This is a genomic window from Psychromarinibacter sp. S121 (genome assembly GCF_049801035.1).
GTDB lineage: Bacteria > Pseudomonadota > Alphaproteobacteria > Rhodobacterales > Rhodobacteraceae > Psychromarinibacter.
This window is the reverse complement of sequence record NZ_JBNAGE010000006.1, coordinates 47,570-63,955: the sequence shown is the minus strand read 5'-3', so window position 1 is coordinate 63,955 and position 16,386 is coordinate 47,570. Positions and strand designations below refer to the sequence as shown.

Genomic DNA, 16,386 nt, shown 5'->3' with positions numbered 1-16,386 from the left:
GACGTCCGGGCCTTTTTTCGTTCGATGGCGAAGGTCAGGCCTTCGACAGGTGTTCCGCCAGCAAACGCGGCAGCAGCGCGCCCATGGTCTGTTCGATGGTGTCGACCATCACCATCGTCTGGTGGTCCACCTCGATGTTCAGCCGGTCGCCCGGCCGATAGAGCGAGAAGGTCGTCCGTTCCACCGTGTCGGGGATCAGGTTGATCTGGAACACGTCGCCCGTCTCGCCGCCGGCCTGCTTCTCGGCCACCGTCAGGCTGCACCCGTTCACGGCCAGAAACCCGCGCGGGAAGATGTACTTGGACCACTCGGGCGCCACCCGGAACCGGATGAAGGATTGCGGCGCGTCGGTGACGATCTCGACGATTTCGGCGGTGGTGGCGATATGGCCGGCGATGTCGTGGCCGCCGTTTTCCTCGTTCGGCTTGGCAGAGCGCTCGACGTTGACCACGCCCCGCCCCGCGATGTCGCCAAGGTTCGTCCGGTCCAGCGTCGCGTCCATCGCGTCGAAGGTCACCCCCTCGCCGTCGATGCCGGTGACCGACATGCATACGCCCTCGATCGAGACGCTGGCGCCAAGCTCAAGCCCGTCCAGCAGCCGGGGCGTGAACCCGATGCGGTACGTGTTGCCGCCCGGATAGGGCGTGACTGCGGATACCGGCCTTACGGCCTGAACGATGCCTGTGTACATGGATGCCTCCGGGGATACCTGCCCGAGATACGACCTCGCCCGCCGGGCGACAAGGTCGCAATAGCGGCGTCAGCGCACAGGCGGGCCACCTTTCGCGAACAGCCCCGATGCCGTTCTGCGTCCGGGCGGATTACAGCCCGAACAGCTTCTCCGCATTCGCCCGGTGCGGCACCTTTCGGCTGTCCAGCAGCCTTAGCCGCCCCGCCATGTCGCCGATGTTATGCGGATAGTCCGATCCGAACAGCATCCGTCCGACCCCCACCGTCTCGATACACAGGTCCAGCGCACCGCCGGTGAACACGACCCCGTCAAGATAAAGGCGGTCGAGGAACTCGGACGGCAGGTGCGGCGTCCCGGCGCGGCAGGCCGGGATGTTCTCGTGGCAGACGTCGAGCCGCCCGATCAGGAACGGCAACGCCCCGCCGCCATGGGCAAGGATCATGCGGATGTTCGGGTAGCGTTCGAAAAAGCCGTCATACAGCATCCGGCTGATCGCCAGCGTGGTGTCGAACACGAAGCCGATGGGCGGTGACAGGTTGTACTCGGCCAGCCCCAGCGCCGCCTCTCCCGGCGGAACCGAGGGGTGCAGGAACACCGGCAGACCCGCAGCATCGATGGCCTGCCAGATCGGCGCATAGGCCGGATCGGTGAGCGGAGCGCCATCGACCGTTGCCACCGCGATCACGCCAGAGGCGCCCTTCGCGACCGCGCGGGCCAGTTCCTCGACCGCGGCCGCCGGATCGGTCCACGGCAGCGCCGCGAACCAGCGCAGGCGGTCGGGATAGGCCGTCTGCGCCTCGGCGAAGGCGTCGTTCATCAGGCGCGCGGCCCGGCGGCTGAGATCCCGGTCGGCGAAGATCGCGTTGGGAGACGTCAGCGAGATCACGGCCATGTCGACGCCAGCGGCGTCCATGTCGCTGATCCGCTTGTCGAAATCCCACATCGGCGGCAGCAGCGTGAAGAACGGCACGCCGTCCTTGTCGATCACCTCGCCGCCGCCCGGCAGCGTGCGGAAGGTATATTTCGGCCCGCCCTCGCGGCGCAGCATCGCAAGGTAGTCCTCGGTCACCATGTGGGTGTGGGTATCGACGATCATTCCGCGGCCACCTTCAGGCTTGCCCCGCGCACGAGGTCGATCAGCGCCGCCGGATCGCGGGGCAATGTGTCACCGCGCCAAGCGATGTGGTTGTCGGGTCGGGCCAGCACCAGCGCCTCGGTGAAAGGCGCAGGCGCGTCAGGCAGGTCGATCACCACCAGCGGCAGACCGGCGGCGCGGGCGGCAGCGGCCAGCGGCTGCGCATCCACCGCGTGGTCCGTCCGCACCAGCGCGAAACCCGCGCCCTGCACATCGTACAGCCACCGTCCGTCTGCCATCTGAATGTTCGGCAGCCTCGCGCCCGGAACCGTCGAGGCGGTGAAGCTGCCCATACCATAGGGCGGCGGCGTGCCGTCCCCCGAGATGAGGGGCGAGCCTTCGTAGTAGTAGCCGAAGTTCAGCCCCGCGCAGCAGTATTGCTGGACATTGAGGTCATACAACTCGCGGCCAACCCGCGCGCGGGCGGCGTCCCCTTCGGGCGTGTCCGCGTCGATCTCGGGCGGCACCGCCTTGCGCTTCCGCGCCATCTCGTGCGCGTGGTTCATCGCGAAGTGCGAGACCTGTTCGGTGATCGGCAAACGCTCGGCCTCGTGCGCATCCAGCGCCGGTTCCCCGGCCCAGCCCGCGAAGACGCCGCCCATGTGCATCGCAAGGTTATGGGCATCCGCGATCCCCGCGTTCATCCCGTAGCCCGCGTAAGGCACCCAAAGATGCGCCGCGTCTCCGCAGATGAACACGTTGCCGCGACGCAGACGGTCGGCGACAAGGCGGCGACCGAACCAGTCCTCTTTCGACAGCACCTCGTACTCGAACGTCTCATCAACACCAAGGATCTGCCGGATCGCCCAGTCCCGGTCGACGCTGTCGAAATCGGCCTCGTCGTCCTTGAGATAATTGTGCAGCAGCCACGTCTCGCGCCCGTCGATGGAATAGACGACGCCCGCCCGCACCGGGTTGTAGGCGAACATGCCCCAGACCGGAGGCACCTGCATCCGCTCGATCAGGCCGGGCGCGCGGATATAGGTGGACTGCACCCGCTGCACCACCGCATCGCCGTCCAGCGTGGCGCCGATGTCCTTGCGCACCTGCGACCGTCCGCCATCGCAGCCGACAAGGTAGCGCCCCCGCGCGGCAAGCGTCGTGCCATCCGCGCAGGCGACCGAGACGGCGACGCTGGCGCCGTGGTCGGCAAAGCCCGTCACTTCGGCCTCGTTGACGATGCGGATGCCGGGACGTTCCAATGCACAGGCGAACAGGATGGGTTCGAGGAAGATCTGGTTGATCCGGTGCGGCGGCTCGGGCGTCGGCCAGTCGGTGTCCGGCCCCGGATCGCCGCGCCTGCGCCCGGCGGTCGAGGGGATCGGGATACAGGTGATCTCGCGCCCTGTGACCGTCGTGCGGTAGCTGACGCTGTGCGGATAGTCCTCGGGCAAGCCTTGCGCGCGGATGCGGTCGGCGATGCCGAGGCCCCGGAATATCTCCATCGACCGCGCCGCGACGTGGTTGCACTTCACGTTCGGCGGCTCTCCGGCCCGGCGCTTCTCGACGATCAACGAAGACACGCCGCGCCGGTCCAGTTCCATCGCCAGCGTCAGGCCCACCGGGCCCGCGCCGACGATGACGACATCTGCCGACAGATCCGTCATTTGATGCCGAACACCTTGCGGGCGTTGTCCTCGTAGAAGGCTTTCAGCACCTTCGGGGCGACCGGCATCGCGTCGAGATAGGCGGTTTCCTCGACCACGTACTGCCACGGGTAGTCCATCGCGTACATCACCCGGTCGGCGCCGATGACGTCCTGGACGTACATGATCGGCTTCGGATCGCCGACGCCGGACGAGGTGTAATAGAAGTTCTCGCGCAGATAGTCCGACGCTTTGCGCTTCAGTGGCTGCGCGCCCGGACAGCGGTTGGAATTCGAGATGCGGGTGTGCATGAAGTCGATCCGGTACAGCCAGAACGGCAGCGCCTCGCCCGTGTGACCCAGCACGATCTGCAGCTTGGGGAAGCGGTCGAACAGGCCCGACACGATCAGGCGCAGCGCATGCAGGCCGGTCTCGCAGGCAAAGCCGTAGACGGCGGCATCCAGTCCGCGCGACAGGAACGGCTCCAGCATCTGCGGCGACGGCGTGTTCGGGTGCAGGTAGATCGGCACGCCAAGCGCCTCTGCGGCCTCGAACACGGCCCAGTATTTCTCGTCATCCATGTAGGTGCCAAGCGTATGCGAGTTCAGGATGCCGCCGCGCAGACCCAGCTTGGTCACGCCGCGCTCCAGTTCCTTCGCCCCGCCCTCGGGGTCCAGCGGCGAGAAGGCGGCGAGACCGACGTAGCGGTCGGGATGTTTCGCGATCCCTTCCGCCAGTTCGTCGTTCGCGCGGATCGACAGGCTGGTCGCGGTCGCCGGGTCGAACAGTTGCACACCGGGGGACGACAGCGACAGCACCGCGATGTCGATGCCGGCGCGGTCCATGTCGGCCAGCCGGTCCTCGCCAAGGTCCACGATGCGCCGGTTGTGCGTCCGCGCGATGTCGTTGTCGCCCGCGAAGAAGCCCCAGAGCGTCTGGAAACCCTTTTCGTTGATGGTCTTGTCCCGGATCTCGGCGCGGTAGAGATCCATGATCTCCTGCGGCAGCCAGGCCTCTTCCGTCGCGATGCGCTTGTACGGCGGATTGGGGTTATGTGCGGGCATCGGAGGCTCCATTCTGCAGAGTTTTTCGGGAAAGATCGGGGCTGGCGGGCGCGCGGCGCGCCAGCCAGGCAAAGAGGACAAGCAGGGCGATCCCCGCAGCCGCGGCGACCATCGCGACCGGATGCGACGGCGGCACGAAGGCGGTGGCGCAGAACAGCACAAGACCACCCGCCGCCGCCAGAAGCCGTCCCGCCCCGCCGCCGAAGGCGGTCTTGCGGGCCAGCACCTCGGCCAGCACGTGCCCGCCCGCGTAGACGGTCACGCAGGACACCGCGATCTCAAGCCACGTGCCATCCATCAGCAGCGCCGGATTGAACGCGAAGACGAAGGGCAGGATGTAGGCCACGAAGGCCAGCCGCACGCCGGTCACGCCGGTCTGCCACATATCGCTTTTGGCGATCGAGGCGGCGGCATAGCTGGCGATGGCGACAGGCGGCGTCAGCATAGACAGCAGGCCGAAATACAGGATGAACAGGTGCGCCGAGGTGATGTCGACCCCGTGCCGCACCAGCGCCGGGGCCAGCAGCACCGCGACCACCACGTAGACGCCCGAGGTCGGCATGCCCACGCCCAACACGATGGCGATCACCGCCGTCGTCGCCAGAAGCGGCAGGCTGCCGCCCAGTTCCGCGATCTTGCCAAGCGCAAGGGTCAGGGCAAAGCCCAGCCCGGTGACGTTGATCGTGCCGATGATGATCCCGGCGACGGCGCAGACCAGCAGGATCGGCACCAGCGTCTCGCCCGCCTGCACAAGGATCGCGGGCAGTTGCCTTGCGCCCGACAGCGCCTTGCGCCCGGTCAGCAGGTACAGCGCCAGCGCGCCAAGCGAGGCGTACAGCGCGGACTTGCCCGGCGCGTAGCCCAGCCAGAACAGGAAGTACATCAGCACGCCCAGCGGCAGGATAAGCGGCGCACTGCCTTTCAGGGCGGCCCCGATCTTCGGCAGCGACTCGCGCGGCTCGCCCACAAGGCCGTTGGCGGCGGCGTAGCTGTCCACCTGCCGGTACAGCAGGACATAGTAGAACGCGGCCGGCAGCAGCGCGGCGACGACGACCTCGGCATAAGATATCTGCAGGAACTCGGCGATGATGAAGGCGGTGGCCCCCATGACCGGCGGCGCGATCTGCCCGCCGTTCGAGGCCACCGCCTCGATGGCGGCGGCGTGGCGCGCGGGCCAGCCGCTTTTCTTCATCATCGGGATGGTGACGACCCCGGTGGACATGACGTTGGCGACGGTCGAGCCCGACAGCGTGCCGAACAGCGAAGAGGCAAGGATCGCGACCTTCGCCGGTCCGCCCCGCCGGTGGCCCATCGCGGCCATCGCAAGGTCGGTCATCGCGGCCGATCCGCCCACCGCGGTCAGCACCGCGCCGAACACGATGAAGCCAAGGATCTGCGTGGCGCCCACGCCCAGCACCAGCCCCGGCACGCCGTTCGAGTCGTTGTAGACATACAGCAGATAACGCGGCGGCGTGAGATACGCGGCCTCGAAGATCCCCGGCGCAAGGTGGCCGATGAAGCCGTACAGCATGAAGCCCGCGCCCAGCAGGGTCAGCACCAGCCCGCAATGGCGCCGCGTGGCTTCCAGCAGCCCGAGAATGCCAAGGACGGCGGGTACCCATTTCTCGGGGCCGCGGTTGATCGGGTCGAGCAGCCAGTCCTGATAGTTCAGCGACAGCCACCACCAGCCCGCCATCGCCGCAAGCCCCAGCGCGACGTCCAGGGCCACCGGCACCGGCGGCTGCGGCTTGAGCAGCAGCGCGGCGAGGATGGTCAGGCCAAGGATCACCGCAAGGTACTGCTCGGTGATGTAGACCTGTCCGAAAACCTCGGGAAGGTTGAACGTCCAGGCGATGCCAAGCAGGGGAAGGCTGGCGGCCAATAGGGCGGCGACTGCGCGCATTCGGGTCTCCGGGATGGGTGTGCGCCGACGGTCCGGCGGCACCGGTCATCGCGTTTCAGGGGTCACGTCTGACCGGCAGCCGGGGCGGTCCCGGCTGCCATCGTGGGTCACTCGGTAAAGGTGGCTTCCCGCGTGTCGTTCTCGTCCGACCACAGGCCCTTCTCCTTGAAGAAGGCGATGGCGGCCGGGTGATACGGCACGGTGTTGCTGGCGTTGCCCATGTCGTCCTGAGCGCCGCCGCGCAGCGGAGGATAGTCCTCGCGCAGTTGCGGGAAGGCGTCGTACAGCGCGGTGAGGATGGCGGTCGCCTCCTCGTCGGACAGCGAGGCGCTGGTGGTCAGGAAGATGTCGTAGGCCGAAATGACCACCGGCTCGGTGATCTCGGGCATCGCCGGGTTCGGACCGACTTCCAGCGGGTAAACGCCCGGCAGGTTCTCGTCGAAGAAGGCGGTCGTCGCGTTCTCGCCGGTCAGGCTGAGATAGCGGATGCCGCCCGGAATGGTGGCGTTGGCCTGCTGCGTCAGCGGGATGCCGATGGCGGCGGCGGTGGCGTCTACAGAGCCCTCGACCAGCGCGTCGAGACCGGCGGCAAGGCCCGAAACCTCGACCGCGACGACATCCTCAAGCGCCAGCCCACCGGCCATGAGCGTCGCCTTGTTCACGGCGGTGACCCCGGTCAGGGCCGTCATGTCCACCACGGTCCGCTTGCCGGCAAGATCGCCGACCTCGGTCATCCCGTCATTGGCACGGGTAATATAGGCCTGCCGTAGCGGCCAGAGCCGCGCCAGAACGCGCAGGTCCGACAGCGCCTCGCCCGAGGTCTCGCCGGTGTACCAAGCGCCCGCGTCGATGGCCGAGTTCAGGCCCACCGTCACCTCGCCCGCCGAGATCAGCGGAAGATAAACGGACGACCCGGTGAAGGGCTGCACCGTCACCGGACGCTGCAACGCGTCCTGCAAGGCGGCGGCGATGCCGCTGCCGATGGTGTAGTACAGCGAGCCTTGCGGGTTGGTGCCGATGGTCACGCGGCCTTGCGCCGCCGCGTCGCCGCTCACGAAACCAGTGGCCGCGACAATTGCCGCCGCAGCGGCAATTCCCTTGAAAATAGATTGCATGTCATTCCTCCCTGCGTCCCCCCTCCGGTGGTCACCGGGCTGGCGGAACTTGAGCAAGGCTAGACCGACACCCTTGATAACAAAACTGAATTTTTATAAGGTATTCATGAATTAATTAAATGAATGTGCGATGCCGGTTTCCAGTCTCACTCTCAAACAGCTTCGCGCCATCCAGCAGGTCTACCGGACCGGGCAGGTCTCGGCGGCGGCGGATACGCTGAACATCACCCAGTCCGCCGCGAGCGTGTTGATCCGGCAAGCCGAGACGGCGCTTGGCGCGACCCTGTTCGACCGCACAACGCGGTCCCTGTCGCCATCCGAAGCCGGGGAAAGCGTCATCGGACTGGTCGAACGCATCCTCGGCGACCTCTCCACGCTGGAAGAGACGATCCGTGGCCTGCGCGATCTTGAACGCGGGCGTATCCGGCTGACGGCGACGCCCGCGACGGGGCTGACGCTGCTGCCCGAGACGGTGCGGCGGTTCCGCGCCGCCTACCCCGCCGTGAGCCTTGTCATGGACGACTGCGCGCCCGACCAGTTCTATTCCAACATCCTGGAACAACGCGCGGATTTCGGCATCGGCACCGAACCTGCCGACCAGTCCGCGCTGGACTGGGTAAGCCTGCACTTCGACCCGTTGTGCATCATCTGCTCGGAAGAGCACACTTTCGCATCCCGCGAGGCCGTTGGCTGGAAGGAACTTGCGTCCGAGCCGCTGATCCTGTCGCGGCGCGACTACGGGGTGCGCGGCATGGTCGAGACAACGCTGGCGCGGCTCAGCATCCGGCCCAACGTGGTGGCCGAGGTGGGCTTTCTTGGCAGCGCGGCGTGGATGTCCTCGTGCGGGATCGGGCTTGCTGTTCTGCCCGCGCGGCTGGCACATGCGCAGCCCGCGCCCGGCGTACAGGTCGTCCCGCTGGTAGACCCCGTCATCCGGCGCGCCGCCGGGCTGGTCAAGCGGCGCAAGCACAGCCTGTCCCACAGTGCGGAACGCTTTGTCGAGATGCTGGCGGAAGACCTGAAAGGCTAGGTTGGACCGGTCCACCGGACGCCCCCGAGGCGCAGAACCCGCCGAATGTGCCCAGACTCTGAGCAAAGACGGTTTTCCCAATGGGCAAAAGCACTTGGCCCGCGAAGCGAAACTTACGCAATGGCAGTACTCGTTAACGTTGTTGACTTTAAAAAGAGCCAAAGATTTAATCAATCGCGCTGGCATATCAGGCGGAGCTGAATAGACGAAAAATTACTGAATAAATCCGCCGAGCCGGCTGTTTTTGGGAGGAAAAGCATGTCGGACGAATTGGAAAAGCTTAGTGAAGTTGTGTCTTCTCGCAGGGATGTGCTGAAGACATTGGGAGCGACCACGGTCGCGGGAGCGCTTCTTGCAACGGCGGGATTTGACCCGGCGATGGCGCAGGAACTCATGGCCGCCGGATCGCCCCTCAAGGCCGGAATGAGCAACGCGGGCCTTCAGGCCACGTGGTGCGCACAGGGCAAGCAGGCCGCCGAGGCCTGGGGCAAGCTCATGAACGTCGAGGTCACGTGGTTCGACGGCGAGTTGTCGGCAACCAAACAACGCGCGACGATCGACAACATGGCGGCCCAGCAGTGGGACATCGTGGCGATCCAGACCTTCGGGATCGGGACGCTGAACGACCCCGTCAGCAAGATGATCGACGCGGGCACGCCCATCATCGCCATGGACACGATGATGGCGCCCGAAGGCCAGCTTGCGCTGCACACCTTCATCGCACCGGACAACGTGTTCATGGGCTCGGTCACCGCGCAGGCGCTATTCGACTCGATCGGCGGCGAGGGTCAGGTGGTCATGACGCAGGGCGCCCTGGGGCACACCGGCGCGCAGGGCCGCGCCAAGGGCTTCAAGCAGATCCTTGCCAATTACCCCAACATCGAGCTGGTCGACGAACAGCCGGCCGACTGGGACGTGACCAAGGTGGCGCGGATCTGGGACTCGCTGCTGACCAAGTTCCCGGACCTGAAGGCGGGCTTCTTCCACAACGATGACATGGCGCTGGCCGCCAACAACGTCATCAAGGCGAAGGGGCGCGAGGGCATCAAGCTGTCGGGCATCGACGCCATGCCGCCCGCTGTGAACGCCGTTCTCGACGGCACTCTGGTCGCGACCGTGCGCAACCCGTCCTGCCGTATCCACGGCTGGGCCGTGGCTGCGGGCGTGGCGGCGGCCGTCGGTGGCGAGAAGTCCGGCACGGACATCCCGTCCTATATCTGGGCGGATGGCCCCGTCATCACGCAGGACACCGCCGCGGGCCATCTGTGGCTGCAGAAGAACTTCCTGATCTAAGATCGTGGCGGAAGACAGTCTGTACCATTCCGGCGGGAGGGCTTCGGCCCTCCCGTCTGAGAACGCGCCGCCGCTTCTGGAGATGCGCGCGGTCACCAAGCGGTTTGGCGGCGTCGCCGCCCTGCGCAACGTGGATTTCTCGATCCTCGAAGGCGAGGTTCACGGCCTCGTCGGAGAGAACGGCGCGGGCAAGTCGACGATGATGAAGATCATCGCCGGGGTTCACGCGGATTTCGAGGGCGAGATGTTCGTGGGCGGCAAGCCCGTCCATTTCCGCTCGGCGCGCGAGGCGCTGGATGCCGGCATCGGCATGGTGCATCAGGAATTGTCGGTGGTGCCCGACCTGACCGTGGCCGAGAACGTGTTCCTTGGCCATCAGCCGGTCATGGCGGGCGGTCTGATCGACTGGCGCAAGATGAACCGCACCGCTCGGACGCAGATCGCCAGCCTTGGGCTGGACATCGACCCGACCACCCGGATGGGCGCCCTGCCCGTCGGTCTGCAGCAGCTGGTCGAACTGTCCCGCGTGCTGTTCTCGGGTGCGAAGATCATCATCCTCGACGAGCCGACCTCGGCCCTGTCCCCGCCCGAAGTCGAGCGCCTGTTCGGCGTTCTGCGCCAGCTTCGGCAACAGGGCCGCAGCCTGATCTTCATTTCGCACTTCCTCGACGACGTGCTGGAAATCTCGGACCGCGTGACCGTGTTCCGAAACGGCGAACGGGTAACAACGTCTCCGGCCGCCGCGCTGACGAAGGACGAGATCATCAGCCAGATGATCGGGCGCGGCTCTGCCGAGATGACCATGGGCGAAGAGGCCGAACTGGAAGGAGACGACGCAAAGCCGGTGGTGCTGGAGGTGCAGAACCTCAGCGATGGCAAGGGGTTGGCGGACGTTTCTCTGGCAATGCGTCAAAACGAGATTCACGGCGTTTACGGCTTCATGGGCTGCGGTCAGATCGAGCTGTCGCGGGCGCTGTTCGGCAAGGGCAACCTCCGCGGCGGCACCACGATCCTCGACGGCAAGCCGGTCCGGTTCCGGTCCACCGCCGCCGCGCGTCGCGCCGGCGTGGCCTATGTGCCCGAAAACCGGGGCATGATGCTGTTCCGGACCGAACCGGTGTTCAAGAACGTCTCGATCTCGATCCTCGACCGGATAAACCGGATCATGCTGCGCCCGAATGCCGAAAGGCGGATCGCGAAGAGCCATATCGACGATCTTCAGATCCGCCCGCCCCGCACCGACATCGCGCTTGGCAACCTGTCGGGCGGCAACCAGCAGAAAGTGGCTCTGGCCAAGTGGCTGACCCACCTGCCCAAGGCGCTGATCCTCGTGGAACCGACGCGCGGCATGGATGTGGGCGCGAAAGAGGATGTGATCCGGATCGTGAAATCGCTGCGCGACAAGGGCGTGGCGATCCTCGTGCTGTCGACCGAGCCCGAGACGATCCTGACGCTCGCCGACCGCGTCACCGTCATGAAGAAGGGCCGCGTCGCGCGGGAATTCACCACAGGACATTTGGAAAAGGCAGATTTGCTGTCGGCCGCCTAGGGCGGACGGGGAACAGGGACAGGCATGGCAGACACAACCCAAACCAATGCAGGCGGCGGCCTGCGCAGATTTCTGGCCGAGCAGATGCGCAACATCGCTCCGGTCTTCACGCTTCTCATCCTGATCGTGTTCTTCTCGGTGCAAAGCCCGGTGTTCTTCACGCTGGATAACGCGCTGAATATTTTGTCGAACTCGTCGATCACCGGGATCATCGCGGTCGGGCTGACCTTCGTGATCCTGACCGCCGAGATCGATCTGTCGGTCGCGGCCATCGCCAACGCGATCGGGATCACGGTCGCCTATTTCACGCTTCAGCCCGAGTATGTGAACATCAACACGTGGCCGATGTACGGGATCCTCGCGATCATCTTGACGCTGCTGGCGGCCTTCGGTCTTGGCTCGGTCACCGCGTTCGGGGTCACCGTGATCGGCATCCCCTCGTTTATCATGACACTGGCGATGATGCAGATCGCCGACGGCATCTCGGCGGTGCTGGTGCGCGGACAGATCGCCTATAATTTCCCAGAGTTCATTACGCTGATCGGGTCCGGGCGATTGTTCGGGCTAAGGTATTCGATCATCGTCTGCATCCTGTTCCTGCTCGTCGCCCATATCGTGCTGAAATACACCCGCTTCGGGCGCTACGTGTACATGGTCGGCGGCAACCGCGAGGCGGCGGAGTATTCCGGCGTGAACGTGCGGCTGATCATCGCCTCGGTCATGATCATCTCGGCGGTCTGTTCCGGCATCGCGGGCATGATCGGCGTCGCCTATTTCGGCTCGGCGCAGCAGAACGGGTTCAACGACTTCCTGCTGACGGCAATCGCGGCGGTGGTGCTGGGTGGCACCAGCCTGTTCGGCGGGCGCGGCGGCATCGGCAACACGGTGGTCGGCCTGTTGGTGCTGGGCGTGCTGAACAACGGGCTGGACCTGATCCAGATCGACAGCTTCCTGAAGATCCTGATCCGCGGCCTGATCCTTCTCGCCGCCCTTGTCATCAACGTCTACGCGCAGCGCCTCAAGGAATCGGCGGGTTAGCGGGAGAAACCACCATGATGAAGAAGATCCTCAACGCGCCTGCCGACTATGTCGACGAGATGCTGGAGGGCCTGTGCCTTGCGCATCCCGAGTACTACGCCCAGCCCGAACGGCGCGTCATCGCCCGCGCGGGCGGCGCGACCGAGGGCAAGGTCGGTATCGTCACCGGCGGCGGCTCGGGGCACCTGCCCGTTTTCACCGGCTATGTCGGCAAGGGCCTGCTGGATGCCTGCGCCATCGGCGACGTGTTCGCCTCGCCATCGTCGGACCAGATGGCCGAAGCCATGCGGCAGGCCCACGGCGGCGCGGGGGTGCTGCGGCTGTACGGAAACTATGGCGGCGACGTTATGAATTTCGACATGGCGGGCGAGATGCTGGAGTTCGAGGACATCGCCTCGACCACCGTGCTGCTGGCGGACGACGTGGTGTCGGCCCCCTTCGCAGAGCGGCAAAAGCGGCGCGGCACCGGCGGCATGGTCTATGCCTTCAAGATGGCCGGTGCGCGGGCCGAGGAGATGGCCGATCTCGAAGAGGTCACCCGCGTCGCCCAGAAGGCCGCCGACGCCTGCCATTCCATCGGCATGGCGCTGACTCCCTGCACCGTGCCGCAGGCGGGCCGCCCGACCTTCGACATTCCCGACGGGCAGATGGAGATGGGCATGGGCATCCATGGCGAGCCCGGCATCTACAAGTCCGGGATCAAGCCAGCCGACGCCATCGTGGACGAGATGATGGCCAAGCTGGCCGAGGACCGCGCGTTGAACGGCCGCCTGTCGATCATGGTCAACTCGCTGGGCGCCACACCGCCCGAAGAGCTGTACATCATGTACCGCCGCGCCGCCGCGATCCTGAAAGACGCGGGCGCGACGGTGGTGATGCCGCTGGTCGGCCGCTACGCCACCTCGATGGAGATGACCGGCGCGACGATCACCGTCTGCCATCTCGACGACGAGCTAGAGGCGCTGCTCAAGGCGCCCTGCGACTGCGCCTTCTGGCGGGTCTGACGTGGCCGGCTTCACCACCGACGACCTGCGCGCCGCCGCCACGAGGATCGCGGCGCATGTGCAGGGCGTGGCCGACGAGTTGAACGCCGCCGACGGCCAGCTTGGGGACGGCGATCTTGGGATCACGGTGTCGAAGGGCTGGGCCGAGATCGCCTCTGCCGCCGATGCCTTGCCCGACGATGTGGGGATGGCGTTTCTGGACTGCGCCAAGGCGTTTCAGAAGGTCTCGTCATCCTCCTATGGCACGTTGACCGCCACCGCCTTCATGGCTGCCGCGAAGGCCTGCAAGGGGCGGACCGAGGTTCCCTTCGCCGAGATCCCGGCGCTGGTCGCCGCCGCCCGCGACGCGATGATGACGCGCGGCAAGGCGGAACTGGGCGACAAGACGGTTCTGGATGCGCTGAACGCAGTGGCGCAGGCGACGGAAGGCAAGGAGGATCCCGCGACGCTGCTTGCCGCGGCGCGCGACGCGATCACGCAGGCGCTGGACACCTTCCGCCCGCAGGAAAACCGCGTCGGCCGGGCGCGCATGTTCGGAGAGCGCAGCAAGGGGCTGGACGACCCCGGAATGCTGGCGCTGGCGCGGGTTGCCGAGGGGCTTTGATCGCCCGCCGCGCGGCGCGGGCCACCCCGTCCGCGCGCCTGTGGCCGGCCGCAGGCGTCCGGGCCGGGCGTCAGGACTTGGACGGCGTCCCGTCCAGACGCACGATATGCGGCATGTCGGCGGACAGCGACGGCGCATAGCGGCGCAGCACAAGCGGATCGTGTCCCGGAATATAGTGATCCGCCGACGCGGCCAGCGACCGGATCAGCCCGAACCCGTCCAGCATTTCTGCCACATTCGACACGATCGGAAAGGGACGCCCCTGATCTATGTTGGCGTAGTAATGGCTGGCATCGGACGCCAGCACCACCCATCCCCGCCGCGTCCAGACGCGGACGATCTGCAAGCCCTGCGAATGCCCGCCGACAAGGTGCACCGTGACGCCCGGCGCGACCTCGGACGTGCCGTCGTGGAACTGCACCCGGCCATCGAACACGCGCCGCACCATCGCGGTGACATCGTCGACCGTGAACGTGCTGCGCAGCATGGGGTGGCACATGCAGGGGCCGGTGCAATAGCTCATCTCGCGCGCCTGCAGGTGATAGCGGGCGTTCGGGAACAGGTCGTGGTTGCCTGCGTGGTCCCAGTGCATATGGGTAATGATCACGTCGCGCACCGTGCCGGGCGCGATCCCCAGCGCCATCAGCCCGTCCTCGACCGGAAAGACGATGCCCCTGCCCCGCGCCGCGCTTTCGCGGGCGTCAAAGCCGGTGTCCACCACGATGGTCCGTCCGCCACCGCGCAACACCCAGACGAAGAAGTCCATCGGCATCGGGGCGTCGTGCAGGTCCACCGTCTCCTTCAGCGGCGGGATGAAGTTCTCGCGCAGCAGGCGGTCATCGTGCCGGCCGTAGCGGATCGCGTGGACCTCGTACTCGGGCACTCCGGTCGCGGGGCTCACCGCCGCGCCTCCGCCAAGCCGTGTGACCTGGATGTGTCGTCCGGTGTCATCCGCAAAGGACAGATCGGTGTTCGCATCAACGGTTTCTCCTCCCAAAGCGCCGCCGACCCGGCAAGCCGGGACGGGATCAGCGTAGCAGCGGGCCCACATCTGGCAATGGCCCCGCGCCCGGACCGCCCCCGCCATCAAAGGAGACAGGCATGACCGAAGGCACCCACTACGAGGCACTGACCGTCGACACCCTGCCCGCCCGCCTGGAACGCGTCGCGGCGCTGGTGGCGCAGGTCGGTGCGGGTGACTGGCAGGTCGAGGAAGTCGGCGACGGCAACCTGAACCTCGTGTTCATCGTCAGCGGCCCGCGCGGCAAGGCGATCGTGAAACAGGCGCTTCCTTACGTCCGTCTTGTCGGCGACAGCTGGCCCCTGCCCCTGTACCGCGCCTTCTACGAGTACCACGCCCTGACGCGGCAGGCCGCCCGCGACCCCGGCTCGGTGCCGGTGATCCATCACTTCGACAAGGATCAGGCCCTGATCGTGATGGAGTACCTTTCGCCCCACGTGATCCTGCGCCGCAAGCTGATCGCGGGCGAGCGCGTGGCGGGGCTGGCCGCCTTCCTGGGGCGCTTCTGCGCCCGCAGCGCGTTTCGCGGATCGGAACTGTCGATGGCCTCGCCCGACAAGAAAGCCGACGTCGCGCTGTTCGCCGGCAACGTCGAGATCCCGGCCATCACCGAGGCGCTGGTTTTCACCGATCCCTATTACGCCGCCGAGATGAATAGCCACACACCGGGGCTGGAGCCGGTGATCGCCCGGCTGCGCGGCGACGTGGCGCTGAAGGTAAAGGCGCAGCAGGCATTGCAGCGTTTCGTGTCGAACACCGAGACGATGGTGCATGGCGACCTGCACTCTGGCTCGATCATGTCGACCGCCGACGACAGCCGCGTGATCGACCCCGAGTTCGTGCAGTACGGGCCGTTGGGTTTCGATATCGGGATGCTATGTGCCAACTTCCTGATGGCCTATTTCAGCCAGCCCGCGCACCGGGGCGACGACCTGACCGGCTATCAGGACTGGATCCTCGGCGTGATCATCGAGGTCTGCGAGACGTTTGAAACCGAATTCCGCCATCTCTGGTCGACCGAGCGCACCGGCATCCTGTACCCCGCCGCTCTGTTCGAGGATCAGGGCCAAGAAAGCGCCCCTGCCTGCGACGCCGTGCTGACCGGCCTGTGGCGCGACGCGTGGACGGTCTGCGGCATCGAGATGCACCGCCGCTGCCTGTCGCTCGCGCATAATGCCGATTTCGAGGACATCCCCGACCCCGCCATCCGCGCCCCGCTGGAAGCGCGCAACCTTATGCTGGGCGCCGACCTGATCCGCTTGGCCGATACGATCACCGGCGCCGAAGAGGTCTGCGAACGGGCGCGGAGGTACAATGCGACGGACGTGATCTGACCGCCGCGCGTCCGGCAAC

The 16,386-nt window shown here is 66.4% G+C and carries 14 protein-coding genes; 7 read left to right on the top strand and 7 right to left on the bottom strand.

Features of this window, described 5'->3' with window-relative positions:
• Positions 1-34: 34 nt before the first annotated feature.
• The 6 genes from ACP156_RS22200 to ACP156_RS22175 all read right to left on the bottom strand — a co-directional run bounded on the left by ACP156_RS22200 (position 35) and on the right by ACP156_RS22175 (position 7,494).
• Positions 35-691 carry a riboflavin synthase subunit alpha gene (locus ACP156_RS22200; protein WP_425053542.1) on the bottom strand — a complete coding sequence of 219 codons (657 nt, stop codon included), beginning with the start codon at positions 689-691 and terminating at the stop codon, positions 35-37.
• Between the two features lie 130 nt (positions 692-821).
• Positions 822-1,787 carry an amidohydrolase family protein gene (locus ACP156_RS22195; RefSeq protein WP_425053541.1) on the bottom strand — a complete coding sequence of 322 codons (966 nt, stop codon included), beginning with the start codon at positions 1,785-1,787 and terminating at the stop codon, positions 822-824.
• On the bottom strand, positions 1,784-3,433 hold the full coding sequence (locus ACP156_RS22190) for an FAD-dependent oxidoreductase (protein ID WP_425053540.1): 1,650 nt from the start codon (positions 3,431-3,433) through the stop codon (positions 1,784-1,786). Before ACP156_RS22190 ends, ACP156_RS22195 begins: the two co-directional genes overlap by 4 nt.
• Complete coding sequence (locus ACP156_RS22185; RefSeq protein ID WP_425053539.1) at positions 3,430-4,476, bottom strand: amidohydrolase family protein; 1,047 nt, start codon at positions 4,474-4,476, stop codon at positions 3,430-3,432. The genes ACP156_RS22190 and ACP156_RS22185 overlap by 4 nt, the downstream gene beginning before the upstream one ends.
• Complete coding sequence (locus tag ACP156_RS22180; RefSeq protein WP_425053538.1) at positions 4,463-6,379, bottom strand: TRAP transporter permease; 1,917 nt, start codon at positions 6,377-6,379, stop codon at positions 4,463-4,465. Before ACP156_RS22180 ends, ACP156_RS22185 begins: the two co-directional genes overlap by 14 nt.
• A gap of 107 nt (positions 6,380-6,486) precedes the next feature.
• Positions 6,487-7,494, bottom strand: a complete 1,008-nt coding sequence (locus ACP156_RS22175; protein ID WP_425053537.1) for a TAXI family TRAP transporter solute-binding subunit — start codon at positions 7,492-7,494, stop codon at positions 6,487-6,489.
• A gap of 130 nt (positions 7,495-7,624) precedes the next feature.
• Here ACP156_RS22175 and ACP156_RS22170 point away from each other — a divergent pair, with 130 nt between their 5' ends.
• From ACP156_RS22170 to ACP156_RS22145, 6 genes are all read left to right on the top strand, one after another.
• On the top strand, positions 7,625-8,524 hold the full coding sequence (locus ACP156_RS22170) for a LysR family transcriptional regulator (RefSeq protein ID WP_425053536.1): 900 nt from the start codon (positions 7,625-7,627) through the stop codon (positions 8,522-8,524).
• Positions 8,525-8,902: 378 nt separating this feature from the next.
• A complete protein-coding gene (locus ACP156_RS22165) occupies positions 8,903-9,817 on the top strand; it encodes a sugar ABC transporter substrate-binding protein (protein ID WP_425053535.1) in 915 nt (304 codons plus the stop codon).
• Positions 9,818-9,821: 4 nt separating this feature from the next.
• Positions 9,822-11,366: a sugar ABC transporter ATP-binding protein gene (locus ACP156_RS22160; RefSeq protein WP_425053534.1), complete on the top strand. Its 1,545-nt coding sequence runs from the start codon at positions 9,822-9,824 to the stop codon at positions 11,364-11,366.
• Positions 11,367-11,390: 24 nt separating this feature from the next.
• A complete protein-coding gene (locus ACP156_RS22155; protein WP_425053533.1) occupies positions 11,391-12,404 on the top strand; it encodes an ABC transporter permease in 1,014 nt (337 codons plus the stop codon).
• 14 nt (positions 12,405-12,418) lie between these two features.
• On the top strand, positions 12,419-13,408 hold the full coding sequence (locus ACP156_RS22150; protein ID WP_425053532.1) for a dihydroxyacetone kinase subunit DhaK: 990 nt from the start codon (positions 12,419-12,421) through the stop codon (positions 13,406-13,408).
• A gap of 1 nt (position 13,409) precedes the next feature.
• A complete protein-coding gene (locus ACP156_RS22145) occupies positions 13,410-14,012 on the top strand; it encodes a dihydroxyacetone kinase subunit L (RefSeq protein WP_425053531.1) in 603 nt (200 codons plus the stop codon).
• Positions 14,013-14,082: 70 nt separating this feature from the next.
• Here the strand turns inward: ACP156_RS22145 and ACP156_RS22140 are convergent, their stop codons facing one another.
• A complete protein-coding gene (locus tag ACP156_RS22140; RefSeq protein ID WP_425053530.1) occupies positions 14,083-14,913 on the bottom strand; it encodes an N-acyl homoserine lactonase family protein in 831 nt (276 codons plus the stop codon).
• A 200-nt stretch (positions 14,914-15,113) separates the two neighbouring features.
• Between ACP156_RS22140 and mtnK the strand changes: the two genes are divergently transcribed.
• On the top strand, positions 15,114-16,367 hold the full coding sequence (mtnK, locus tag ACP156_RS22135) for an S-methyl-5-thioribose kinase (protein WP_425053529.1): 1,254 nt from the start codon (positions 15,114-15,116) through the stop codon (positions 16,365-16,367).
• Positions 16,368-16,386 lie beyond the last annotated feature (19 nt).